The sequence below is a fragment of the Paenisporosarcina sp. NPDC076907 genome, from assembly GCF_050269735.1.
Taxonomy (GTDB): domain Bacteria; phylum Bacillota; class Bacilli; order Bacillales_A; family Planococcaceae; genus Paenisporosarcina.
Genome location: NZ_JBNNIX010000002.1, coordinates 607481 through 626803, shown reverse-complemented (window position 1 = coordinate 626803; position 19323 = coordinate 607481). Strand labels below are relative to the sequence as shown.

The following is a 19323-nucleotide window of genomic DNA, read 5'->3' as shown; positions in this document are numbered from 1 at the left end:
ATCATGAATTTTGCGAAAGTTTTCGAAAATCGAGCGTTTTCATTCACAAAGAAGTCAAAATTGATTATAATGTCAATGTAAGCGATTTAAATAAAAGGTTCATATTGAGCAGATGAGCCATCATTCTGCGTTTTTTTGTGTGGAACGATGAATTTCAAAAAGAAGAAGGAGCGATATACATGACATCTACAAAAGGTCTTGAAGGAGTAGTAGCTACTCAATCAGCTATCAGTTCAATCATTGATGATACTCTTACATACGTTGGCTATGATATTGATGACTTGGCAGATCACGCAAGTTTCGAGGAAGTAATTTACTTGCTTTGGCATCAACGCCTGCCAAAAGCAGAAGAATTAGCTGAACTTAAACAACAATTAGCAGATAATATGGCTGTACCACAAGAGGTATTAAACCATTTTAAAACATATCCAATTGATCAAGTTCATCCAATGACAGCTCTTCGTACAGCTGTATCTATGCTTGGATTGTATGATGAAAAAGCAGAAGATATGTCTGAAGAGGCTAACTACTTGAAAGCTATTCAGCTTCAGGCAAAAATGTCGACTTTAGTAACAGCATTTGCTCGTGTTCGCAAAGGACAAGAACCAATCGCTCCTAAGAGTGACTTAAGTTTTGCAGCTAACTTCTTGTACATGCTTAATGGCGAAGAACCTGAAGCAATCGAAGAAGAAGCTTTCAACAAAGCATTAGTACTGCATGCTGACCATGAATTAAATGCTTCAACATTTACAGCTCGCGTTTGTGTTGCTACACTTTCAGATGTATATTCTGGTGTTGTTGCAGCGCTTGGTGCTCTTAAAGGACCTCTACATGGTGGAGCGAACGAGCAAGTAATGAAAATGCTGATGGAAATTGAGTCAGTTGAAAATGTTGATTCATATATCAACGAGAAACTTGCAAACAAAGAAAAAATCATGGGCTTCGGCCACCGCGTATATCGCAAAGGTGATCCACGTGCGAAACACTTACGTGAAATGTCTCAAAAGTTAACAAAACTTCGTGGAGAAGAAAAATGGTACGAAATGTCCATTAAAATTGACGATATTGTATCAGGTCAAAAAAATCTTCCACCAAATGTTGATTTCTATTCAGCGTCTGTTTACCATTCATTGAAAATCGATCATGACTTATTTACACCAATCTTTGCTGTATCACGTGTTTCAGGCTGGTTAGCTCACATTTTAGAACAATATTCTAATAACCGTCTAATCCGTCCACGTGCTGATTATATAGGGCCTGGTATGCAAAAATATGTACCAGTGAACGAGCGTTAATTTTTAAAATTACACATATGTAGGGCTGTACTTTATATAGAGGTTGCGTTCAGAAGTGGCATTCGAGCTTCTTTGTGAATAGCACTTTAAAAAGTACTAGCCCTATGATTATGCCTATAGGAGGAAAATTATTATGACAAACGGTGGCAAAATTACAGTTGAAAATGGTGTTTTAAACGTACCTAACAACCCAATCATTCCTTATATCGAAGGTGACGGAATCGGTCCTGATATCTGGGCAGCATCTGAACGTGTATTGGAAGCAGCAGTAGAAAAAGCTTATAACGGTGAAAAATCAATCGTCTGGAAAGAAGTATTGGCTGGACAAAAAGCATTCGACCAAACTGGTGAATGGTTACCAGAAGAAACTTTAGACCTAATTCGTGAATACCTAATCGCAATCAAAGGACCTCTTACAACACCAGTTGGTGGCGGAATTCGTTCTTTAAACGTTGCATTACGTCAAGAATTGGATCTATACACTTGCCTACGTCCAGTACGTTATTTTGACGGAGTACCTTCACCGGTAAAACGTCCAGAAGATACAGATATGGTTATTTTCCGTGAAAACACAGAAGATATCTACGCAGGTATCGAGTTCGCAAAAGGTTCTGATGAAGTTAAAAAAATCATTGAGTTCTTACAAAATGAAATGGGTACAAAAAATATCCGTTTCCCTGAAACTTCTGGTATCGGGATCAAACCAGTATCTGAAGAAGGAACGAAGCGTTTAGTGCGTGCTGCATTAAACTACATCATCAAAGAAGGCCGTGAATCATTAACACTTGTTCACAAAGGGAACATCATGAAGTTCACTGAAGGAGCTTTCAAAACTTGGGGCTACGAAGTTGCTGAACAAGAGTTCGCTGATAAAACGTTCACATGGAACCAATATGATCAAATTAAAGCAGATCAAGGTACAGAAGCTGCGAACAAAGCACAAGAAGAAGCATTAGCTGCTGGTAAAATTCTTGTGAAAGATTCAATCGCTGATATCTTCTTACAACAAATCTTGACTCGTCCAAGTGAATTTGATGTTGTTGCAACAATGAACTTGAACGGTGACTACATTTCTGATGCACTTGCTGCACAAGTTGGTGGTATTGGTATTGCTCCAGGAGCAAACATTAACTACTTGACTGGCCATGCTATTTTCGAAGCTACTCACGGTACAGCTCCTAAATACGCAGGTCTTGATAAAGTAAACCCATCTTCAGTAATCCTTTCTGGTGTATTAATGCTTGAACACCTTGGATGGAACGAAGCGGCTAAATTAGTTATGGACTCTATGGAAAAAACAATTTCATCTAAAGTTGTAACTTATGACTTCGCTCGTTTAATGGATGGTGCTACTGAAGTGAAATGTTCTGAGTTCGCTAACGAACTAATCAAAAATCTTTAATAAAAAAGCGTGGAAGTCTGCGTAAGTTCGACCTTACAAATGGGCTAACTCGTCACATAGGCAATTAGTAAAACGAATACTTTTTTCAGAGAGAGGGTTTCGACCCTCTTTACATACGAACAAAGGGAGAGTTTTCTGATGACATTGAAACGTAAAAAGATTTCAGTAATCGGTTCCGGATTTACAGGTGCAACAACAGCATTTCTTCTAGCTCAAAAAGAACTGGGGGACGTAGTATTAGTTGATATTCCACAAATGGAAAACCCGACTAAAGGGAAGGCGTTAGATATGTTGGAAGCAGGTCCTGTTCAAGGATTTGATGCAAACATAATTGGTACTTCTAACTATGAAGATACGAAAGACTCGGATATCGTAATCATCACTGCTGGTATTGCTCGTAAGCCTGGTATGAGCCGTGACGATTTGGTTCAAACAAACCAAAAAGTAATGAAAAGCGTTACAGGTGAAATCGTTAAACATTCTCCAAACACAACAATCATTGTTTTGACAAATCCCGTTGATGCAATGACATACACAGTATATAAAGAATCTGGTTTCCCTAAAGAGCGAGTAATCGGTCAATCAGGTGTACTTGATTCTGCACGTTTCCGTACATTCGTAGCACAGGAATTAAACTTGTCTGTTAAAGACATCACAGGTTTTGTTCTTGGAGGCCACGGTGACGACATGGTTCCATTGGTTCGCTACTCTTACGCTGGAGGAATTCCATTGGAAACACTGATTCCAGCAGATCGTTTAGCTGAAATCGTGGAACGCACTCGTAAAGGTGGAGCAGAAATCGTTAACCTTCTTGGAAATGGATCAGCATACTACGCACCAGCAGCTTCTATCGTTGAAATGGCTGAAGCAATCCTAAAAGATCAACGTCGTGTATTGCCTTCGATTGCTTACCTCGAAGGCGAATATGGCTTAAAAGGTATCTACCTTGGTGTACCGACAATTTTAGGCGCTGGTGGAATTGAACAAATTATCGAACTTGATTTAACGGAATCGGAAAAAGCGGAGTTAGAAAAATCAGCCGCTTCTGTCCGAAACGTTATGGATATCCTTGCGTAAGGATAAAAAGCTTCGAACATCAATCGAGCGGGAAATCCCCGCTCGATTTTTTTCATGGGTATTGATACTATATAATTGTAGAGATAACACAAACAGAGGGGGACATCTGATGTTATTAGGCAAGAAACGCAAACTCGGAAGAAAAGTGGAAGAAATGTCAGTTGGAGAAAAGTTAAAGCTGACAGAAAAAATCGAAGATAAAGATTTACTACTATATTTAGGTTTAACAAATGATGGAAATCCATTATACATTCAACATGATTTTGCTTCACAAACAGTTTATGAAAAACCGATTGTTCCCGCAATTATGTTAACGGGAATTGTTACCTCGGCCGTTTCCAAGTATTTGCCTGGTCCAGGTTCACATATTGTTGAACAACAATTATCATTCCCAAAACCTGTATACCATTACGCAACAATTGATTTCTTACTGCAAGTGGTTTCTGTAAATGTCGAGAAAAACTTAGTGGAAATAGAAGTAAATGCAACGAATGAAGATGGTGAAACGGTGATTGTAGGTAAAATTACTTCGACACCTCCAAGATTGGAAAACAAATTAACATCTCAAGCCATGGATAATTTCTAAATAGCTCTTTCGGTTTAAGATGGGGGTTTTAAATCGAAGGTGGAGGCAAAAATCATGTCAAAGAAAATTCTCGTAGTCGATGATGAAAGTTCAATTGCAACTTTACTTCAGTATAATTTGGAGCAAGCAGGTTTTATTGTGGAAACAGCCAGTGATGGACAGGAAGGCTATGACGCAGTTTTAGAGAAAAAACCTGATTTGATAATACTTGATTTAATGTTGCCCAAAATGGATGGCATGGAAGTTTGCAAAGCCTTGCGTCTTCAAAAAATTAATACACCGATCATCATGCTGACAGCAAAAGATGACGAGTTTGATAAAGTACTGGGACTTGAATTAGGCGCAGACGATTATATGACGAAGCCATTCAGCCCAAGGGAAGTAACTGCACGCGTAAAAGCCGTTTTGAGAAGGTTTACCGCGTCTGTTGAAGAAGTGCCTGTAAAAGAACAAGATCAAGGTTTCGAATTTGGTCCATTACGCGTTTATCCAGAACGGTTTGAAGTGTTTTTACGTGAGGAAACTTTGGACTTTACACCGAAAGAATTCGAATTGCTCGTCTACCTGATGGAAAATAAGAATCGAGTTCTGACACGTGACCAATTATTAAGTGCTGTCTGGAATTATGACTTTGCAGGTGATACCCGCATCGTTGACGTTCATATCAGTCATTTACGGGATAAAATTGAAGACAACAGCCGTAAACCGATTTTCATTAAGACCATTCGGGGGCTCGGGTACAAATTCGAGGAGCCAAAAAAAGTATGAAGTCGCTCCAAGGAAAAATAGTCTTATCCTTTACGTTACTGGTAGGAACGATTTTAGCTGGCTTGGGTATTATCATAAGTCAGCTTTTTCCTGTTTATGTGGAAGAATCAGTAAGGTCAAATGCGGTTGAAAAAGTGGAGGAAATTTCACAGATTGTTGAACAATCGAATGTGGAAATCAACGACAACCAAAAGGCTGAAATTACAGACGTTCTTTCAAATGATCGCACAGGTAGCGACTTTATCGATACCCGTAAACAACTTTGGAAAACAATTGTAATTGTTTTGCTTGGTGCATTTGTCATCGCTATCCTATTTACGTATCGATTAACAAAGCGCTACGCACAACCAATCGACAATGTAACCGAAGTAGCCATAGAACTTGCTAAAGGCAATTATCGAGCGAGAGCCTATGAGGACGACACGTCAACTACGGCGCAACTTAGCACTTCAATCAATGTCTTAGCGAGGAATTTGCAGGAATTGTTCAAAGTGCGTGAAATGGAAAAAGAACGATTAAAAACACTTATTGAAAATATGGGCAGTGCCTTGATGATGATTGACCGTGACGGGAAAATCAGTATCGTCAATAAAACCTTTGTGGATCAGTTTGAATTCAGCGCACAGGATGTTCAGGATAAATTATTCAAAAGTGTAGGGTTACCGGAAGAATTGAAAAAGTTCATTGATTACGTATTTTTAATGGAATCTTCCGCTCGAACGCAAATGACCATCGTCATACAGCAAGAAATCCACCATATGGAAGTATATGGAGCGCCCGTAATTGGTGAACATGGACGTTGGCTCGGAGTTGTCTTTGTGATGCACGATATCTCTGACCTTGTGCGACTTGAGCAAATCAGGAAAGATTTTGTTGCAAATGTTTCCCACGAACTTCGTACGCCTATTACATCGATAAAAGGATTTTCTGAAACATTGCTGGATGGTGCGATGAAAGATGAAAAGACCTTGCATTCGTTTTTAGAAATAATCCACAAAGAAAGTAATCGTCTGCAAATGTTAATCCAGGACTTACTTGAACTTTCGAAAATTGAACAACATGGCTTTTCTGTAGAGTTTGCCAAAACAAGTCTGCGTGAGGTTATGAAGCGTGCGGCAGAAATGACGAGTCCTCGTCTAGGTGAAAAAGACATGACGTTTATCTCGAATCTGAACCGTGACGTTATAGTGGATGGAGACATGAACCGACTAATTCAAGTGGTCATGAATTTACTGACAAACGCCATTACCTATTCACCAGAAAACACATCTGTTTATTTGTCCCTTCATGAAAGTGAAACTCATGGAATCATTATTATCCGAGACGAAGGGATCGGGATGGATAAAAAAGAAATTCCCCGTATTTTTGAACGATTCTATCGCATTGATCGTGCGAGAAGTCGAAATTCTGGTGGGACGGGGCTAGGTCTTGCGATCGTGAAGCATCTAATCGAAGCACATCATGGACGAATTTTTGTAGAAAGCGAGCCTGGGAAAGGGACACAATTTAAAATTCTCATTCCGAAAAAACAGTCATCTTAACATGTTCTTTACACGCTCTTCACAGAGGGTTCACAGTGCTTTGATAAGATACTTATGAAACCCCCTACAACCGCATTTGGCAGGAAAAAGAATCCTTTATTCAAGGGTTCTTTTTTCATGTATTATAATAATGATTCTCTAAGTTTTAATAGTTAAGCGACGTCGCTCTGTCTGAGAGATGCTAAGTGAAAAGTAACTTTTTGAAACTTAATATGAAGATAGCCGTAGAAATAAAGAGAGATTAGGAAAGAGGGATATATAAATGAGTGTGAAGCGCATTTTAACGACGACAGCTTTGGCTTTGACAGGAATCATAGCACTTATTGTCTTATTTACTTCATGGTACACAGTGGATGAATCAGAGCAGGCAGTCGTTATAACTTTTGGGAAAGCCGAGGAACCTATTTTGGATTCCGGTTTGCATTTCAAATTGCCTTGGCCAATGCAGAAAGTGGAAATTCTTTCGAAAGAAACATTCAGTCTGCAATTTGGTTATAAGCAATCGGCAGATGGAGAAATCGTTTCTTTCGATAACGAAACTAAGATGATTACAGGGGATGAAAACATTGTATTAACGGATTTAGTTGTCCAATGGAAAATCACTGACCCTGGAAAGTATTTATTCAATGCAGAGGCGCCACAAGAAATTCTGCATGATGCCACTTCGGCATCTATCCGCTCCATTATCGGCAGTTCATTGATTGACGAAGCTCTGACATCTGGAAAAGCGGATATTGAAGCACAAACACGAGATTTACTAGCTACTCTTATCGAAAAATACGATATTGGTATTTCGATATTAGGTGTAAAGCTGCAAGATGTGGAATTGCCTAATGCAGAAGTACGTTCCGCTTTTACGGCAGTAACAGATGCGCGTGAAACGAAAAATACAAAAACGAACGAAGCGAAGAAATATCAAAATCAACGTGAAAGCGAAGCAATTGGTGAAATTGCTGCCATTAAATCTCGTGCTGAAGGTCAACGTACAGCACGTATTGAGCAAGCGCGTGGGGAAGTCGCTGTATTCGATAAACTTTATGCTGAGTATCGGAACAATCAGGAGATTACTAGACAACGTTTAGTGATAGAGACCTTGGAATCGGTCCTTCCGAATGCTCAAATTTATATTATGAATGACTCAGGCGAGACAGTGAAGTATTTACCGTTACAACAACCTTCACAAGTTCCAGGAGTCACAACTGAGCAAGGAGGCGGCAATTAATGGATCAAAACAATCCAAATCCTTTCGCAAGTCTGGAACAAAAGTTCAATGAACAATTCAAAAATAAAAACAAAATACCGAAAACACGCGAACCGTTAAATCTTAAGAAACATATGAAAGCCATCATTACATTAACAATCGTGTTTGCGACACTGATTATTTTGTTAGCCAATGTCTACGTGGTGAAAGAAAATGAATACCGTGTGGTTCGCCAATTTGGTGAAGTGGTTGATTTGCGAGACGAGCCGGGTATTTATATGAAAATCCCATTTGTCCAAAGTGTCTCTTCTTTACCCCGATATCAAATGACTTATAATGTTTCCGAAGCTGAAATTAACACAAAGGACAAAAAGCGGATTATTATCGATAATTATGCCGTTTGGCGCATTACGCAGCCTAAAGCGATGATCACGAATGCGGGGACCTTATTAAACGCTGAAGCACGTATGGAAGAATTCATTTATTCTGTCGTTCGAAGTGAACTAGGTCAGCTGAACTATGATGAAATTATCAATGATGAGAATACGTCGAGAGGTAGCTTGAATGACCGTGTAACTGCTCGCGTCAACGAGTTGCTGAAGGAGGATAATTACGGAGTGGAAGTAATCGATGTCCGCATGAAACGTACGGACCTTCCACCTGAAAATGAACAATCCGTCTACACACGTATGATTTCGGAACGTCAATCCATTGCGCAGAAGTACTTGTCAGAAGGGGATGCCGATAAGAGGACGATTGAGGCGTCTACTGACCGCAAAGTACAGGAAATGGTGGCAATCGCACAAAAAGAAGCATCTATAATTGCGGCCTCAGGGGAATCGGAAGCTGCCAAGATTTATAATCAATCTTTTTCAAAAGACCCTGAATTTTATGCCTTGTATCGAACTTTGGAATCGTACAAGAAAACAATAGGTGAGGACACAATGATTATTTTGCCATCGGATTCTCCTTATGCAAAAATCCTTTCAGGATATCTAGAATAAAAAGCTTAAAGAAGCGTTTTTAACAGGCCAAATGATGCTTTTACAACGTCAACGCCAAATTTTCCTACGTGAACATCGATTTTTCCTACGTCAACGTCGATTATTACAACCAAGAGTAAGACCAAGCGAAAAAAGAATCGCGTCAATGCAATGAACTGCTGATAACTCTTTGAAACATATGTGCGTCATTTTCCTTTCATCTTACCTACATGGTAAAATGAAGGAAGATGACGTTTTTTTATAACGTAGAGGAGTGGAAAATCTGTGAGCAAAAACAAAGTATTATTACTAGATGGAAATAGCTTAGCGTATCGGGCATTTTTCGCGCTCCCATTACTGACGAATGAACATGGGATTCACACAAATTCGGTATATGGTTTTACAATGATGCTACAAAAAATATTAGATGAAGAACAACCGACGCATATGCTGGTGGCGTTTGACGCTGGGAAAACCACGTTCAGACATACAACTTTCGGAGAATATAAAGGTGGTCGTCAAAAAACGCCGCCAGAGCTTTCTGAACAGTTCCCATACCTTCGTAAGCTGTTGACCGCCTACCAAATCCCTCAATACGAGCTTCCAATGTATGAAGCGGATGACATTATCGGAACTTTGAGTAAACAGGCTGAAGAAAAAGGGGAAGAAGTCATCATTGTGTCAGGAGATAAAGATCTTACGCAGCTTTCTTCTGAATCGACAACAGTTTATATTACGCGTAAAGGTATGACGGATATCGAGAAATATACGCCTGAGCACATTCAGGAGAAGTATGGTCTATCTCCAGATCAAATCATCGATATGAAAGGTTTGATGGGAGACGCATCCGATAATATACCAGGAGTTCCTGGTGTAGGAGAAAAGACAGCCATCAAACTATTACTTGAACATAAAACGGTAGATGGCGTTTATGAAGGACTTGAGCAAATCAAAGGGAAATTAAAAGAAAAACTAGAGGCTAATGAAGAACAGGCTAAAATGAGTAAGGTATTGGCAACGATTGAAACAAAAGCACCAATCACTATCTCTATGGATGATTTGACTTATAAAGGTCCTGATATGGACGAAGTCATTAAAATTTGGCAGGAACTCGCCTTCAAATCTTTACTTGAGAAAACGACCTATTCACAAGTGGAAGAGACAAAAGCGGAAGTTTCATTCACTCACTTAAACGAAATTACTGCAGAGCAACTTTCAGACGAAATGGCCGTTCACTTGGAATTATATGACGAGCAGTATCATACAGCAGATATGTTGGGTGTTGCACTTGTCGATGACAAAAATGCTTTTTTCATGAAAGTGGATGATGCGTTTGCTTGTGAATCATTCCGTACGTGGCTGGCAGACGAGTCTAAAAAGAAACAGCTGGTAGATTCTAAAGCTGCACTGGCTGCATTCCATCGCAATGGTGTATTGCTCGATGGTGTTGAATTCGACTTTGTACTGGCTGCCTATATCGTGAATCCAGGAATTACTTCGGACGATGTCGCTGTGTTATCACGGGAGTTTGGATATAGTGAAGTGCTGACAAATGAACAAGTGTATGGCAAAGGTGCCAAAAAATCGGTTCCAGCTGACGCGGAGCTTGGCGAACATGTCGTCCGAAAAGCAATGGCAGTTTGGAAACTGCGTAAAGTGATGGACGATAAACTGAAAGAAAACGAGCAATATGAACTTTACCATGATCTGGAGTTACCACTGGCAACAATTCTCGGGAAGATGGAATCAGATGGCGTGAATGTTGACCGTCAAACACTTGTGGACATTGGTGAGGATTTGGCTGGGAAGTTAACAGAAATTGAACAAACCATTTATCATGCCGCAGGTGAAAACTTCAATATCAATTCGCCGAAACAATTAGGTGTAATTTTGTTTGAAAAACTCGGACTTCCTCCTATCAAAAAAACGAAAACGGGCTATTCGACAGCCGCTGACGTTTTAGAAAAATTGGAAGGTAAACATGAAGTCATCTCACATATTCTTATATATCGTCAGTTGGGCAAATTGCAATCAACTTATATTGAAGGATTGTTAAAAGAAATTCACAAAGATGACGGTAAAATCCATACAAGATACCAGCAAGCACTGACGCAAACGGGTCGTTTGAGTTCTACGAATCCGAACTTGCAGAACATACCGGTGCGTTTGGAAGAAGGCCGGAAAATCAGAAAAGCATTTGTTCCGTCCCAACCGGATTGGATTTTATTTGCGGCTGATTACTCTCAAATCGAACTACGGGTTTTAGCACATATGTCCGATGATGAAGAGCTGATTGAAGCATTCCGTAATGATTTGGACATTCATACTAAAACAGCAATGGATGTTTTCCATGTGGAGGCAGATGCTGTGACTTCAGATATGCGTCGAGCAGCAAAAGCTGTTAACTTCGGGATTGTTTATGGGATCAGTGATTATGGACTTTCTCAAAGCTTGTCGATTTCACGTAAAGAAGCGGCAGAGTTTATCGAGCGATATCTTGAAAGCTTCCCAGGTGTAAAAACGTATATGGATGAGATTGTCCGCGAGGCGAAGCAAAAAGGGTTTGTCACAACTATTTTAAATAGAAGAAGATACTTACCGGATATTACGAGCTCCAATTTCAACTTGCGTGGTTTTGCTGAGCGCACAGCGATGAATACACCTATTCAAGGTAGTGCAGCTGATATCATCAAAAAAGCCATGATTGATATGGCGGACCGCCTGGAAAAAGAAAATTTACAAGCAAAAATGCTTCTCCAAGTGCATGATGAATTAATTTTTGAAGCACCTCAAGAAGAAATTGCGATTTTAGAAAAAATTGTACCTGAAGTAATGGAACACGCGATTGAATTAAAAGTGCCACTAAAAGTGGATTATGCGTTTGGTCCGACTTGGTACGATACGAAGTAAGGGGGCAAAAAAATGCCTGAACTACCTGAAGTGGAGGGAGTTGTTAACTCCCTTAAGCCCGTAGCAACAGGGAAAACCATTGAACATGTGGAAATCTCATCCGTTCTTCAAATTTCTCGACAAGCGGGTAAGCAAGCGATCATTAAAGGCTCAGAGCTTGAACCATTCAAGCAGCAACTGGCAAATGCCAAAATCACTCAAATTGTCAGAAGGTCCAAATATATTTATTTTCATTTAGTTAAAAATCAACAGGAACTTTTATTAGTTACACATCTCGGAATGACCGGTGCATGGTTTTATGTGCAGGAAACAGCTGACATTGCGGAAGACAAGTTCAGAAAACATATTCATGTCATCTGGAAATTGGATGACGGCATGTTGCTCGTCTATGCAGACATTCGGAGATTCGGTGAAATGCGGTTAATGACTTCAGAGGATCAATTTCCTCCATTATTGTTAATGGCACCTGAACCTTTTACAGAGTCAGCTTTAACTCATTTTATAGAAATGTCCAAGCTCGCAAAGTATCAAAATAAGTCCATTAAAGAAACGATCATGGATGGACAAGTAATTTCCGGTTGCGGAAACATTTATGCAACTGAAGCGTTATATCGTATGCATATACACCCGGGAAGGAAAGTGAAAAGGATCAGTCAGAAGCGGCTGATCCCTTTGTTTCAAATGATTGTCGATGTGTTGAACGAAAGCATATCTGCTGGTGGAAGCTCCATTTCAGATTATCGAAATATTAATGGGGAAGCAGGGGGCATGCAGGATCGATTGCAAATGTATGGAAAGAAACAATGCCCTGCTTGCTTGATTCCTACAAAACAAGTTGTGCTCGGAGGACGAAACTCATGGTATTGTCCTTCCTGTCAACGATAAAAGGATGAACAATTGATGATTATTGGATTAACAGGAAGTATTGCGAGTGGAAAAAGTACCATATCAGCGATGTTGAAAGAAAAAGGCTATCCGATTATTGATGCTGATCTTGTAGCCCGTCTTGTAGTCGAACCTGGAACATCAACCTTGTCAGAAATTGAGCACGTATTTGGTGATCAAGTAATGAATAAGGATGGCACATTGAATCGTGAAGCGCTTGGCCAACTCATATTTCATGAACCGGCAAAACGAAAGCAACTGAACGATTTGATGCACCCGGCTATTCGTGCGGAGATGCTTCGTCAAAGAGATGAGCTTTTTGAACGTGGGGAAGAAACGTTGATTATGGATATTCCACTTCTTTTTGAAAGTCACCTTCAACATTTTGTGGATAAAATATTGGTGGTATCTGTCACTGAAGAAATGCAGTTGCAACGTCTGATGCAGCGTAATTCTTTGTCTGAGGAAGAATCAAAGGCAAGAATTCGATCGCAATTACCAATTTCAGAAAAAGAAAAAGGTGCCGATGCAGTTATATATAATAATGGGTCAATCGAACAATCCAAAGTTCAATTAGAGCGTATACTAGTTGAGTGGGACGTATAATGTCCCACTTTCTGAAAAATAGAACATTTCTACATTGTCAACAAAGTGTTTAACTTAATTTAGAATGTGTTATACTAATTTCAGGTAAAAGATTAACAGTATAACATACTTCTAGGAGGATTTTTCATGTCAGCTTCTATCGCAATTAATGGTTTTGGCCGTATTGGTCGTATGGTATTTCGTCAGGCAATTCTTCAAGATGATTTAAACGTGGTGGCAATTAATGCAAGTTATCCAGCCGAAACGTTAGCACATTTGATTAAGTATGACACAAATCATGGAACGTTTTCAGGTGACATTGTCATTGAAGAAAGCGCTTTAATTGTAAATGGTAAACGTGTACAACTAGTTAGTGATCGTGATCCATTGAAATTGCCATGGAAAGAAATGAACATTGATATTGTTATCGAAGCAACTGGAAAATTTAACGACCGCGAAAAAGCGGCATTGCATTTACAAGCTGGAGCTAAAAAAGTAATTTTGACTGCTCCTGGGAAAAACGAAGACGTAACGATTGTAATGGGTGTAAATGATCATCAATTAAATATCGACAAACATGACATTATTTCAAATGCTAGCTGCACAACAAACTGCCTTGCGCCAGTTGCGAAAGTTTTGAACGATACATTTGGTATTGAAAATGGTCTTATGACGACTGTACATGCGTATACGAATGATCAAAAGAACTTAGACAATCCGCATAAAGATTTGCGACGTGCACGAGCTTGCGCTCAATCCATCATCCCTACGTCTACAGGAGCTGCAAAAGCATTATCATTAGTTTTACCAGAGCTAAAAGGTAAACTTCATGGCTTGTCTCTTCGTGTACCGACTCCAAACGTGTCGTTAGTGGACCTGGTTGTCGACCTTCAAACGGATGTGACGGTTGAAGAAGTAAATGCTGCATTTATTGAAGCTTCGAAAGGTTCAATGAAAGGTGTTCTTGAATTCACTGAAGAACCGCTTGTATCCATTGACTTCAATTCAAACCCACACTCAGCTATCATTGACGGTTTAACAACAATGGTGATGGGAACTCGTAAAGTGAAGGTCCTCGCTTGGTATGATAATGAATGGGGTTACTCAGCACGCGTGGTAGATTTGACTAAAAAAGTTGGCGCTGCACTGAAAGATACAGTAATTGCATAAATAAAATAATTCCTTCCTACTTGTTCTCAAATGTAGGAAGGTATTATTTTTTCTCGAACACTTGCATTGTGTGACATTAAACCATATAATGTGAATCGTGTACTTTTATTGTATACAACTGACTGCTTAAAGGGTTAGGACCTCTCTGGACTAACTTTCCCCCGTGGTAGTCGACTTTGATGATACACCAAACTAAAAAAAACCTATCAAAGGGGGAAACGAACCATGGAAACAATGGGGCGTCATGTAATTGCTGAACTATGGGAGTGCGAATTTGACAAATTGAACGATGAGACATATATCGAGCGTACATTTGTAGAAGCAGCCCTTAAATCTGGAGCAGAAGTTCGTGAAGTAGCATTCCACAAATTTGCACCTCAAGGTGTAAGTGGAGTCGTGATTATCTCTGAATCACACTTAACAATCCACAGCTTCCCAGAACACGGTTACGCAAGTATTGATGTATATACATGTGGTGATTTAGATCCAACAATTGCTGCTAAATATATTGCTGATGCACTTGGATCTCAAACTCGTGAAATGACAGAAATTCCACGTGGTATGGGTCCTGTTATTGCGGGTAAAGCTCGCGTAACAGCGCATGCATAACAATTAAACTGTAAACTGAGTAAGCAGAGGGAGAAATTCCTCTGCTTTTTCGATTTTAATGAACTTTTTTTGATATAATAGGAACACTATACGAATGACGAAATTCAGGAGATAAAACTATGAGATGTCCAGCTTGTCAATTTAATGGAACGCGTGTCGTCGATTCTAGACCTGTAGACGACAATAAAGCAATCCGCAGAAGAAGAGAATGTGAAGAATGTGGTTTCCGTTTTACAACATTTGAAAAAGTAGAAGAAATGCCATTGATCGTTGTGAAAAAAGATGGCTCACGTGAAGAATTCAGCCATGAAAAAGTGTTAAGAGGCCTAATTCGTGCGTGCGAAAAACGTCCAGTTTCACTTGATGCATTGGAAGAAGTCGTATTTTCAATCGAAAAAGAATTACGCAGAATTGGGAATTCCGAAGTGAAATCGGAAGATGTGGGTGAAATGGTCATGGATCGTCTTGCAACCATCGATGAAGTGGCATATGTTCGGTTTGCATCTGTTTATCGTCAATTTAAAGACATTAATGTGTTTATAGATGAATTAAAAGATTTATTAAAGAAAAGTCCAGAAGACAAACAATAAGGGACAGGAGGACGATGTGGCATGCAACTATTATTCAAAGAACTACAGCCGGTAGATAGCTTCATCATCCAAATGCCCCATACACTGACGGACAAGGATCGCCAGCTTGTGACCATGTTGTATAAACCAATTATCGGTTCCGATGCAATGAGTCTGTACTGTACATTATGGGCCGAATCGGAAGGCGAAACTACAGAACAATTGACACACTATTATTTAATGGATGTGTTGAATATGTCTTTAAAGAAGATATTTGACGCACGTGTGGCACTCGAAGCTATTGGGTTGATGAAAACATGGAAAAAGGATGATGACGATAAACGTCTCTTCATTTACGAGGTAGTGGCGCCACTGGATGCCACTTCTTTCTTTAGTGAACCGATTTTAGCTACGTCCTTATATAGTGTCATACACGAAAAAGCGTATATACGAATAAGAGAACGTTTCATTAAGAAGCAACCGATTTTAAGCGGGTATGAAAATATATCGCGTGACCTGCAGGACGTTTTCAAAAGCAATCATGATTACAATAAACTCGGACATATTTTTGAACCGGGACAGAGTGAACAAACTTCCGTGCGACCGAAGAAACTTCCTTTCTATTCAATGGATTTCGACTTTGATCTATTGAAGTCAGGATTGTCTGAAGTGATGATTCCTTCTAGTGTATTAACTTTATCTGTTAAGGAACTGATTGCCAAAGTAGCCTTCCTCTATTCCTTAAATGCAATTGATATGCAAAAAGTGTTAATGATGGCGATTGATGATCAAAACCGCATTACGGAAGAACGTTTGAAAAAAACAGCAGCTGATTATTACAAGCTTTCTATTTCTTCTAAACCTCCAAGACTCATGCCAAAAGCTGGTGTGCAACGAGAAGCGGTTTCGCAGGAAGTGAAAATGTCTAAAGACCAGTCTCTCATTAAATATCTTGAAGAGACGCCACCTTTGGAAGTATTAAGGGATTTATCAAATGGCAAGGAACCTCTTCCTGTGGAAGTAGATTTAGCCAATGAACTGATTTTTAAATATGGTTTTCCTCCAGCCGTCGTCAATGTCCTTCTGCAATTTGTGTTGATCAGAGCGAAAATGAAACTCAACAAAAATTATGTACACAAGATTGCAGCACACTGGCAACGCGAAAATATACAAACTTGTGAACAGGCAATCGAAATATCACGCAAGGAACATGACCAGTATATGGATTGGCAGAATTCAGCCAAAACCGCTTCCACTACTTCTTACAAACGTAAAAATGTCCGGGATGAAAAAGTGCCGGAATGGTTCTATAAAGCGAAAGAAAATCGCTCAACCAAACAAACGATTGAAAATGAAGTAACAGAAGACTGGGAAGCGAAAAAACAGCAATTGCTTGAAAAACTCGGTGTAACAGAGGGGCAGGCGAAAACGAATGGAACCAATTAGTGAAACGTTAAAACGCGTCGTGAATGCACCTGAATTTTCGAAGCGCTATGAAAAAATGAAAACCGAAATTCTTGAGGATCCTGGTGTCCAAGCTTTTTTGGCGGAAAACGCCGATTTGGTCAATAAAGATATGGTGGACCGGGGACTTCATAAACTGTACGAATATACTTCTCAAAACCATGACTGTGAATCTTGTGAAAATGTGGCTAGCTGTCATAATGTTATGAAAGGTTATGTACCGAATCTAACGATTGTACGTGGCTCAATTGACCTCGATTATGCAAGATGCCGACAAAAGACGATTGAAGATGAACGCCGCCAAGTTTCTGCTATGATTTCGAGTATGCATATGCCAAAGGATGTTTTGCAGGCAAGACTTGCTACGGTTACATACGATCACAATACACGTGTGAATCTCGGTACAGCAGCGAATGCATTTATGGAAGAAGTGAAAACCACAGGTAGTTTACCTTCAAAAGGCTTTTATATATTCGGTGAATTTGGCGTTGGGAAATCCTATGTATTGGGTGCCCTGGCAAATGAACTTGCAGAACAGAAAATAAAAACAGTACTTGTGTATGTACCGGAATTCTTACGTGAAATGAAACACGCCATTCAGGATCAATCACTTCAGGAAAAAGTGGATTATGTCAAAAAAGCGCCCGTTCTTATGCTGGACGATTTAGGTGCTGAGACGTTATCAAGCTGGACGCGCGATGAAATCTTAGGAACCGTGTTGCATTATCGAATGGCAGAGAACTTACCGACGTTCATAACTTCAAACTTTGATTATGACGGACTAGAAGAACATCTAGCTTATTCAGGAAAAGGCGAACGGGAACTTGTAAAAGCAGCCCGGATCATGGAACGAATTCGTTCTATAACCATTCCGATGCGTCTGAGTGGGAAAAATAGAAGAGATGGCTAAATAGATAATGACTACCTTGACTGTTTAAGTCGGGTAGTTTTTTTGGGGGAAAATCTCAAAAGCGAAAATTATTATTAGAAAATGACAAAAAACTAGTAATTATAGACACACTATAGTTGTTCAATTTTTATGAATTATTTGAATATAAATTGAAGTCGGGAGAACTGTTGACATTCTCATTTACATATCTATAATTGAGAGTGAGAATCGTTTTCAATGATTCACTACATAATCAAAGGGAGAGACATCCAGTGAAAAAAGCATTATTTCTTGTTTTAGCTTTTGCTTTAGTCGTATTGTCGGCATGTGGCAACGATACACCTTCTAAAGAAACAAAGAATAAAGAAACGAATGAAACAACCGAAAGTAAGGAAGTAAACCTATACACAGCTCGCCATTATGATGTAGATGACCAGCTTTACAAAAAGTTCGAAGAAGAAACTGGCATCAAAGTAAACGTAATTAAAGGTGAAGCTGACGAATTACTTGAGCGTATTAAACGTGAAGGCGATGCAACGGAAGCTGATTTATTCCTTACAGCCGATGCAGGTCGTCTATACCGTGCAAAAGATGATGGCTTACTTCAAGCAGTATCAAGTGATGTTCTGGATGAGCAAGTGCCAGCTAATTTTCAAGATAAAGACCAAATGTGGTACGGTTTAACTAAACGTGCACGTGTGATTGTATATAATAAAGAAACTGTAAAACCTGAAGAATTATCAACTTATGAAGCATTAACTGAAGACCAATGGAAAGGTCGCGTCTTGATTCGTGGTTCGGAAAATGTGTATAATCAATCTTTGTTAGCTTCTTTCATTGAAATCAATGGTGAAGAGAAGGCAAAAGAGTGGGCTGCAGGATTAGTATCAAACTTTGCACGCGATCCTGAAGGTGGAGACCGTGACCAAGCAAAAGCAATTGCTGCTGGTGTTGGCGATGTTGCGATTATGAACACGTACTACTTTGGCCAAATGCTGAACTCTGAAGATCCTGAAGAAGTTAAAGTAGCTGAAGGCTTAGGCATTTTCTTCCCTAACCAAGACACAACAGGTACACATGTGAACATAAGTGGTGCTGGTGTCGTTAAAACAGCGAAAAATAAAGATAATGCAATTAAATTACTTGAGTTCCTTTCATCTCCAGAATCTCAAGGAACATTTGCGGAAGCAAACTATGAGTACCCAGTGAACGAATCAGTTGAACCGACTGAATTACTTAAATCATGGGGCGAGTTCAAAGAACAAGATATTCCTTTATCAGTTCTAGGTGACAACAATGCAAAATCAATTTTGATCTTCAACGAAGTTGGTTGGAAATAATTAAATCATTAGCCCTTGTTACGTTTATGCGTAACAAGGGATTTCTTGC

At 39.5% G+C, this 19323-nt stretch carries 17 protein-coding genes; all 17 read left to right on the top strand.

The window, feature by feature from the left end; genetic code table 11:
• Window positions 1-179 precede the first annotated feature (179 nt).
• The 17 genes from citZ to ACQKEV_RS10770 all read left to right on the top strand — a co-directional run bounded on the left by citZ (window position 180) and on the right by ACQKEV_RS10770 (window position 19274).
• Window positions 180-1295, top strand: coding sequence for a citrate synthase (citZ, locus tag ACQKEV_RS10850; protein ID WP_427445104.1), 1116 nt, complete (start codon window positions 180-182; stop codon window positions 1293-1295).
• A 133-nt stretch (window positions 1296-1428) separates the two neighbouring features.
• Window positions 1429-2697: an NADP-dependent isocitrate dehydrogenase gene (icd, locus tag ACQKEV_RS10845; protein WP_427445106.1), complete on the top strand. Its 1269-nt coding sequence runs from the start codon at window positions 1429-1431 to the stop codon at window positions 2695-2697.
• Between the two features lie 138 nt (window positions 2698-2835).
• Entirely contained in the window at window positions 2836-3774 is a 939-nt protein-coding gene (gene mdh, locus ACQKEV_RS10840; RefSeq protein WP_427445109.1) for a malate dehydrogenase, read from the top strand.
• A gap of 109 nt (window positions 3775-3883) precedes the next feature.
• Window positions 3884-4360, top strand: coding sequence for a MaoC/PaaZ C-terminal domain-containing protein (locus tag ACQKEV_RS10835; RefSeq protein WP_424472676.1), 477 nt, complete (start codon window positions 3884-3886; stop codon window positions 4358-4360).
• Window positions 4361-4414: 54 nt separating this feature from the next.
• Complete coding sequence (locus ACQKEV_RS10830) at window positions 4415-5128, top strand: response regulator transcription factor (RefSeq protein WP_427445113.1); 714 nt, start codon at window positions 4415-4417, stop codon at window positions 5126-5128.
• Window positions 5125-6669 carry a two-component system histidine kinase PnpS gene (pnpS, locus tag ACQKEV_RS10825; RefSeq protein ID WP_427445115.1) on the top strand — a complete coding sequence of 515 codons (1545 nt, stop codon included), beginning with the start codon at window positions 5125-5127 and terminating at the stop codon, window positions 6667-6669. The genes ACQKEV_RS10830 and pnpS overlap by 4 nt, the downstream gene beginning before the upstream one ends.
• A gap of 262 nt (window positions 6670-6931) precedes the next feature.
• Window positions 6932-7891, top strand: a complete 960-nt coding sequence (hflK, locus tag ACQKEV_RS10820) for an FtsH protease activity modulator HflK (protein ID WP_427445118.1) — start codon at window positions 6932-6934, stop codon at window positions 7889-7891.
• Window positions 7891-8874 carry a protease modulator HflC gene (gene hflC, locus ACQKEV_RS10815; RefSeq protein ID WP_427445120.1) on the top strand — a complete coding sequence of 328 codons (984 nt, stop codon included), beginning with the start codon at window positions 7891-7893 and terminating at the stop codon, window positions 8872-8874. Before hflK ends, hflC begins: the two co-directional genes overlap by 1 nt.
• Before the next feature lie 264 nt (window positions 8875-9138).
• A complete protein-coding gene (polA, locus tag ACQKEV_RS10810; protein WP_427445123.1) occupies window positions 9139-11763 on the top strand; it encodes a DNA polymerase I in 2625 nt (874 codons plus the stop codon).
• A 12-nt stretch (window positions 11764-11775) separates the two neighbouring features.
• A complete protein-coding gene (gene mutM / locus ACQKEV_RS10805; protein ID WP_427445126.1) occupies window positions 11776-12648 on the top strand; it encodes a bifunctional DNA-formamidopyrimidine glycosylase/DNA-(apurinic or apyrimidinic site) lyase in 873 nt (290 codons plus the stop codon).
• 15 nt (window positions 12649-12663) lie between these two features.
• Entirely contained in the window at window positions 12664-13254 is a 591-nt protein-coding gene (gene coaE / locus ACQKEV_RS10800; RefSeq protein WP_427445129.1) for a dephospho-CoA kinase, read from the top strand.
• Between the two features lie 126 nt (window positions 13255-13380).
• Complete coding sequence (locus ACQKEV_RS10795) at window positions 13381-14403, top strand: glyceraldehyde-3-phosphate dehydrogenase (RefSeq protein ID WP_427445131.1); 1023 nt, start codon at window positions 13381-13383, stop codon at window positions 14401-14403.
• A 225-nt stretch (window positions 14404-14628) separates the two neighbouring features.
• Window positions 14629-15012: an adenosylmethionine decarboxylase gene (gene speD, locus ACQKEV_RS10790; RefSeq protein ID WP_016426700.1), complete on the top strand. Its 384-nt coding sequence runs from the start codon at window positions 14629-14631 to the stop codon at window positions 15010-15012.
• Window positions 15013-15131: 119 nt separating this feature from the next.
• Entirely contained in the window at window positions 15132-15602 is a 471-nt protein-coding gene (gene nrdR, locus ACQKEV_RS10785; RefSeq protein WP_427445135.1) for a transcriptional regulator NrdR, read from the top strand.
• A gap of 21 nt (window positions 15603-15623) precedes the next feature.
• Window positions 15624-17027, top strand: a complete 1404-nt coding sequence (locus tag ACQKEV_RS10780; RefSeq protein WP_427445137.1) for a replication initiation and membrane attachment family protein — start codon at window positions 15624-15626, stop codon at window positions 17025-17027.
• Window positions 17014-17955 carry a primosomal protein DnaI gene (gene dnaI, locus ACQKEV_RS10775; protein WP_427445140.1) on the top strand — a complete coding sequence of 314 codons (942 nt, stop codon included), beginning with the start codon at window positions 17014-17016 and terminating at the stop codon, window positions 17953-17955. The genes ACQKEV_RS10780 and dnaI overlap by 14 nt, the downstream gene beginning before the upstream one ends.
• A 251-nt stretch (window positions 17956-18206) precedes the next feature.
• Complete coding sequence (locus ACQKEV_RS10770) at window positions 18207-19274, top strand: extracellular solute-binding protein (RefSeq protein ID WP_427445143.1); 1068 nt, start codon at window positions 18207-18209, stop codon at window positions 19272-19274.
• The last annotated feature ends 49 nt before the right edge of the window (window positions 19275-19323 follow it).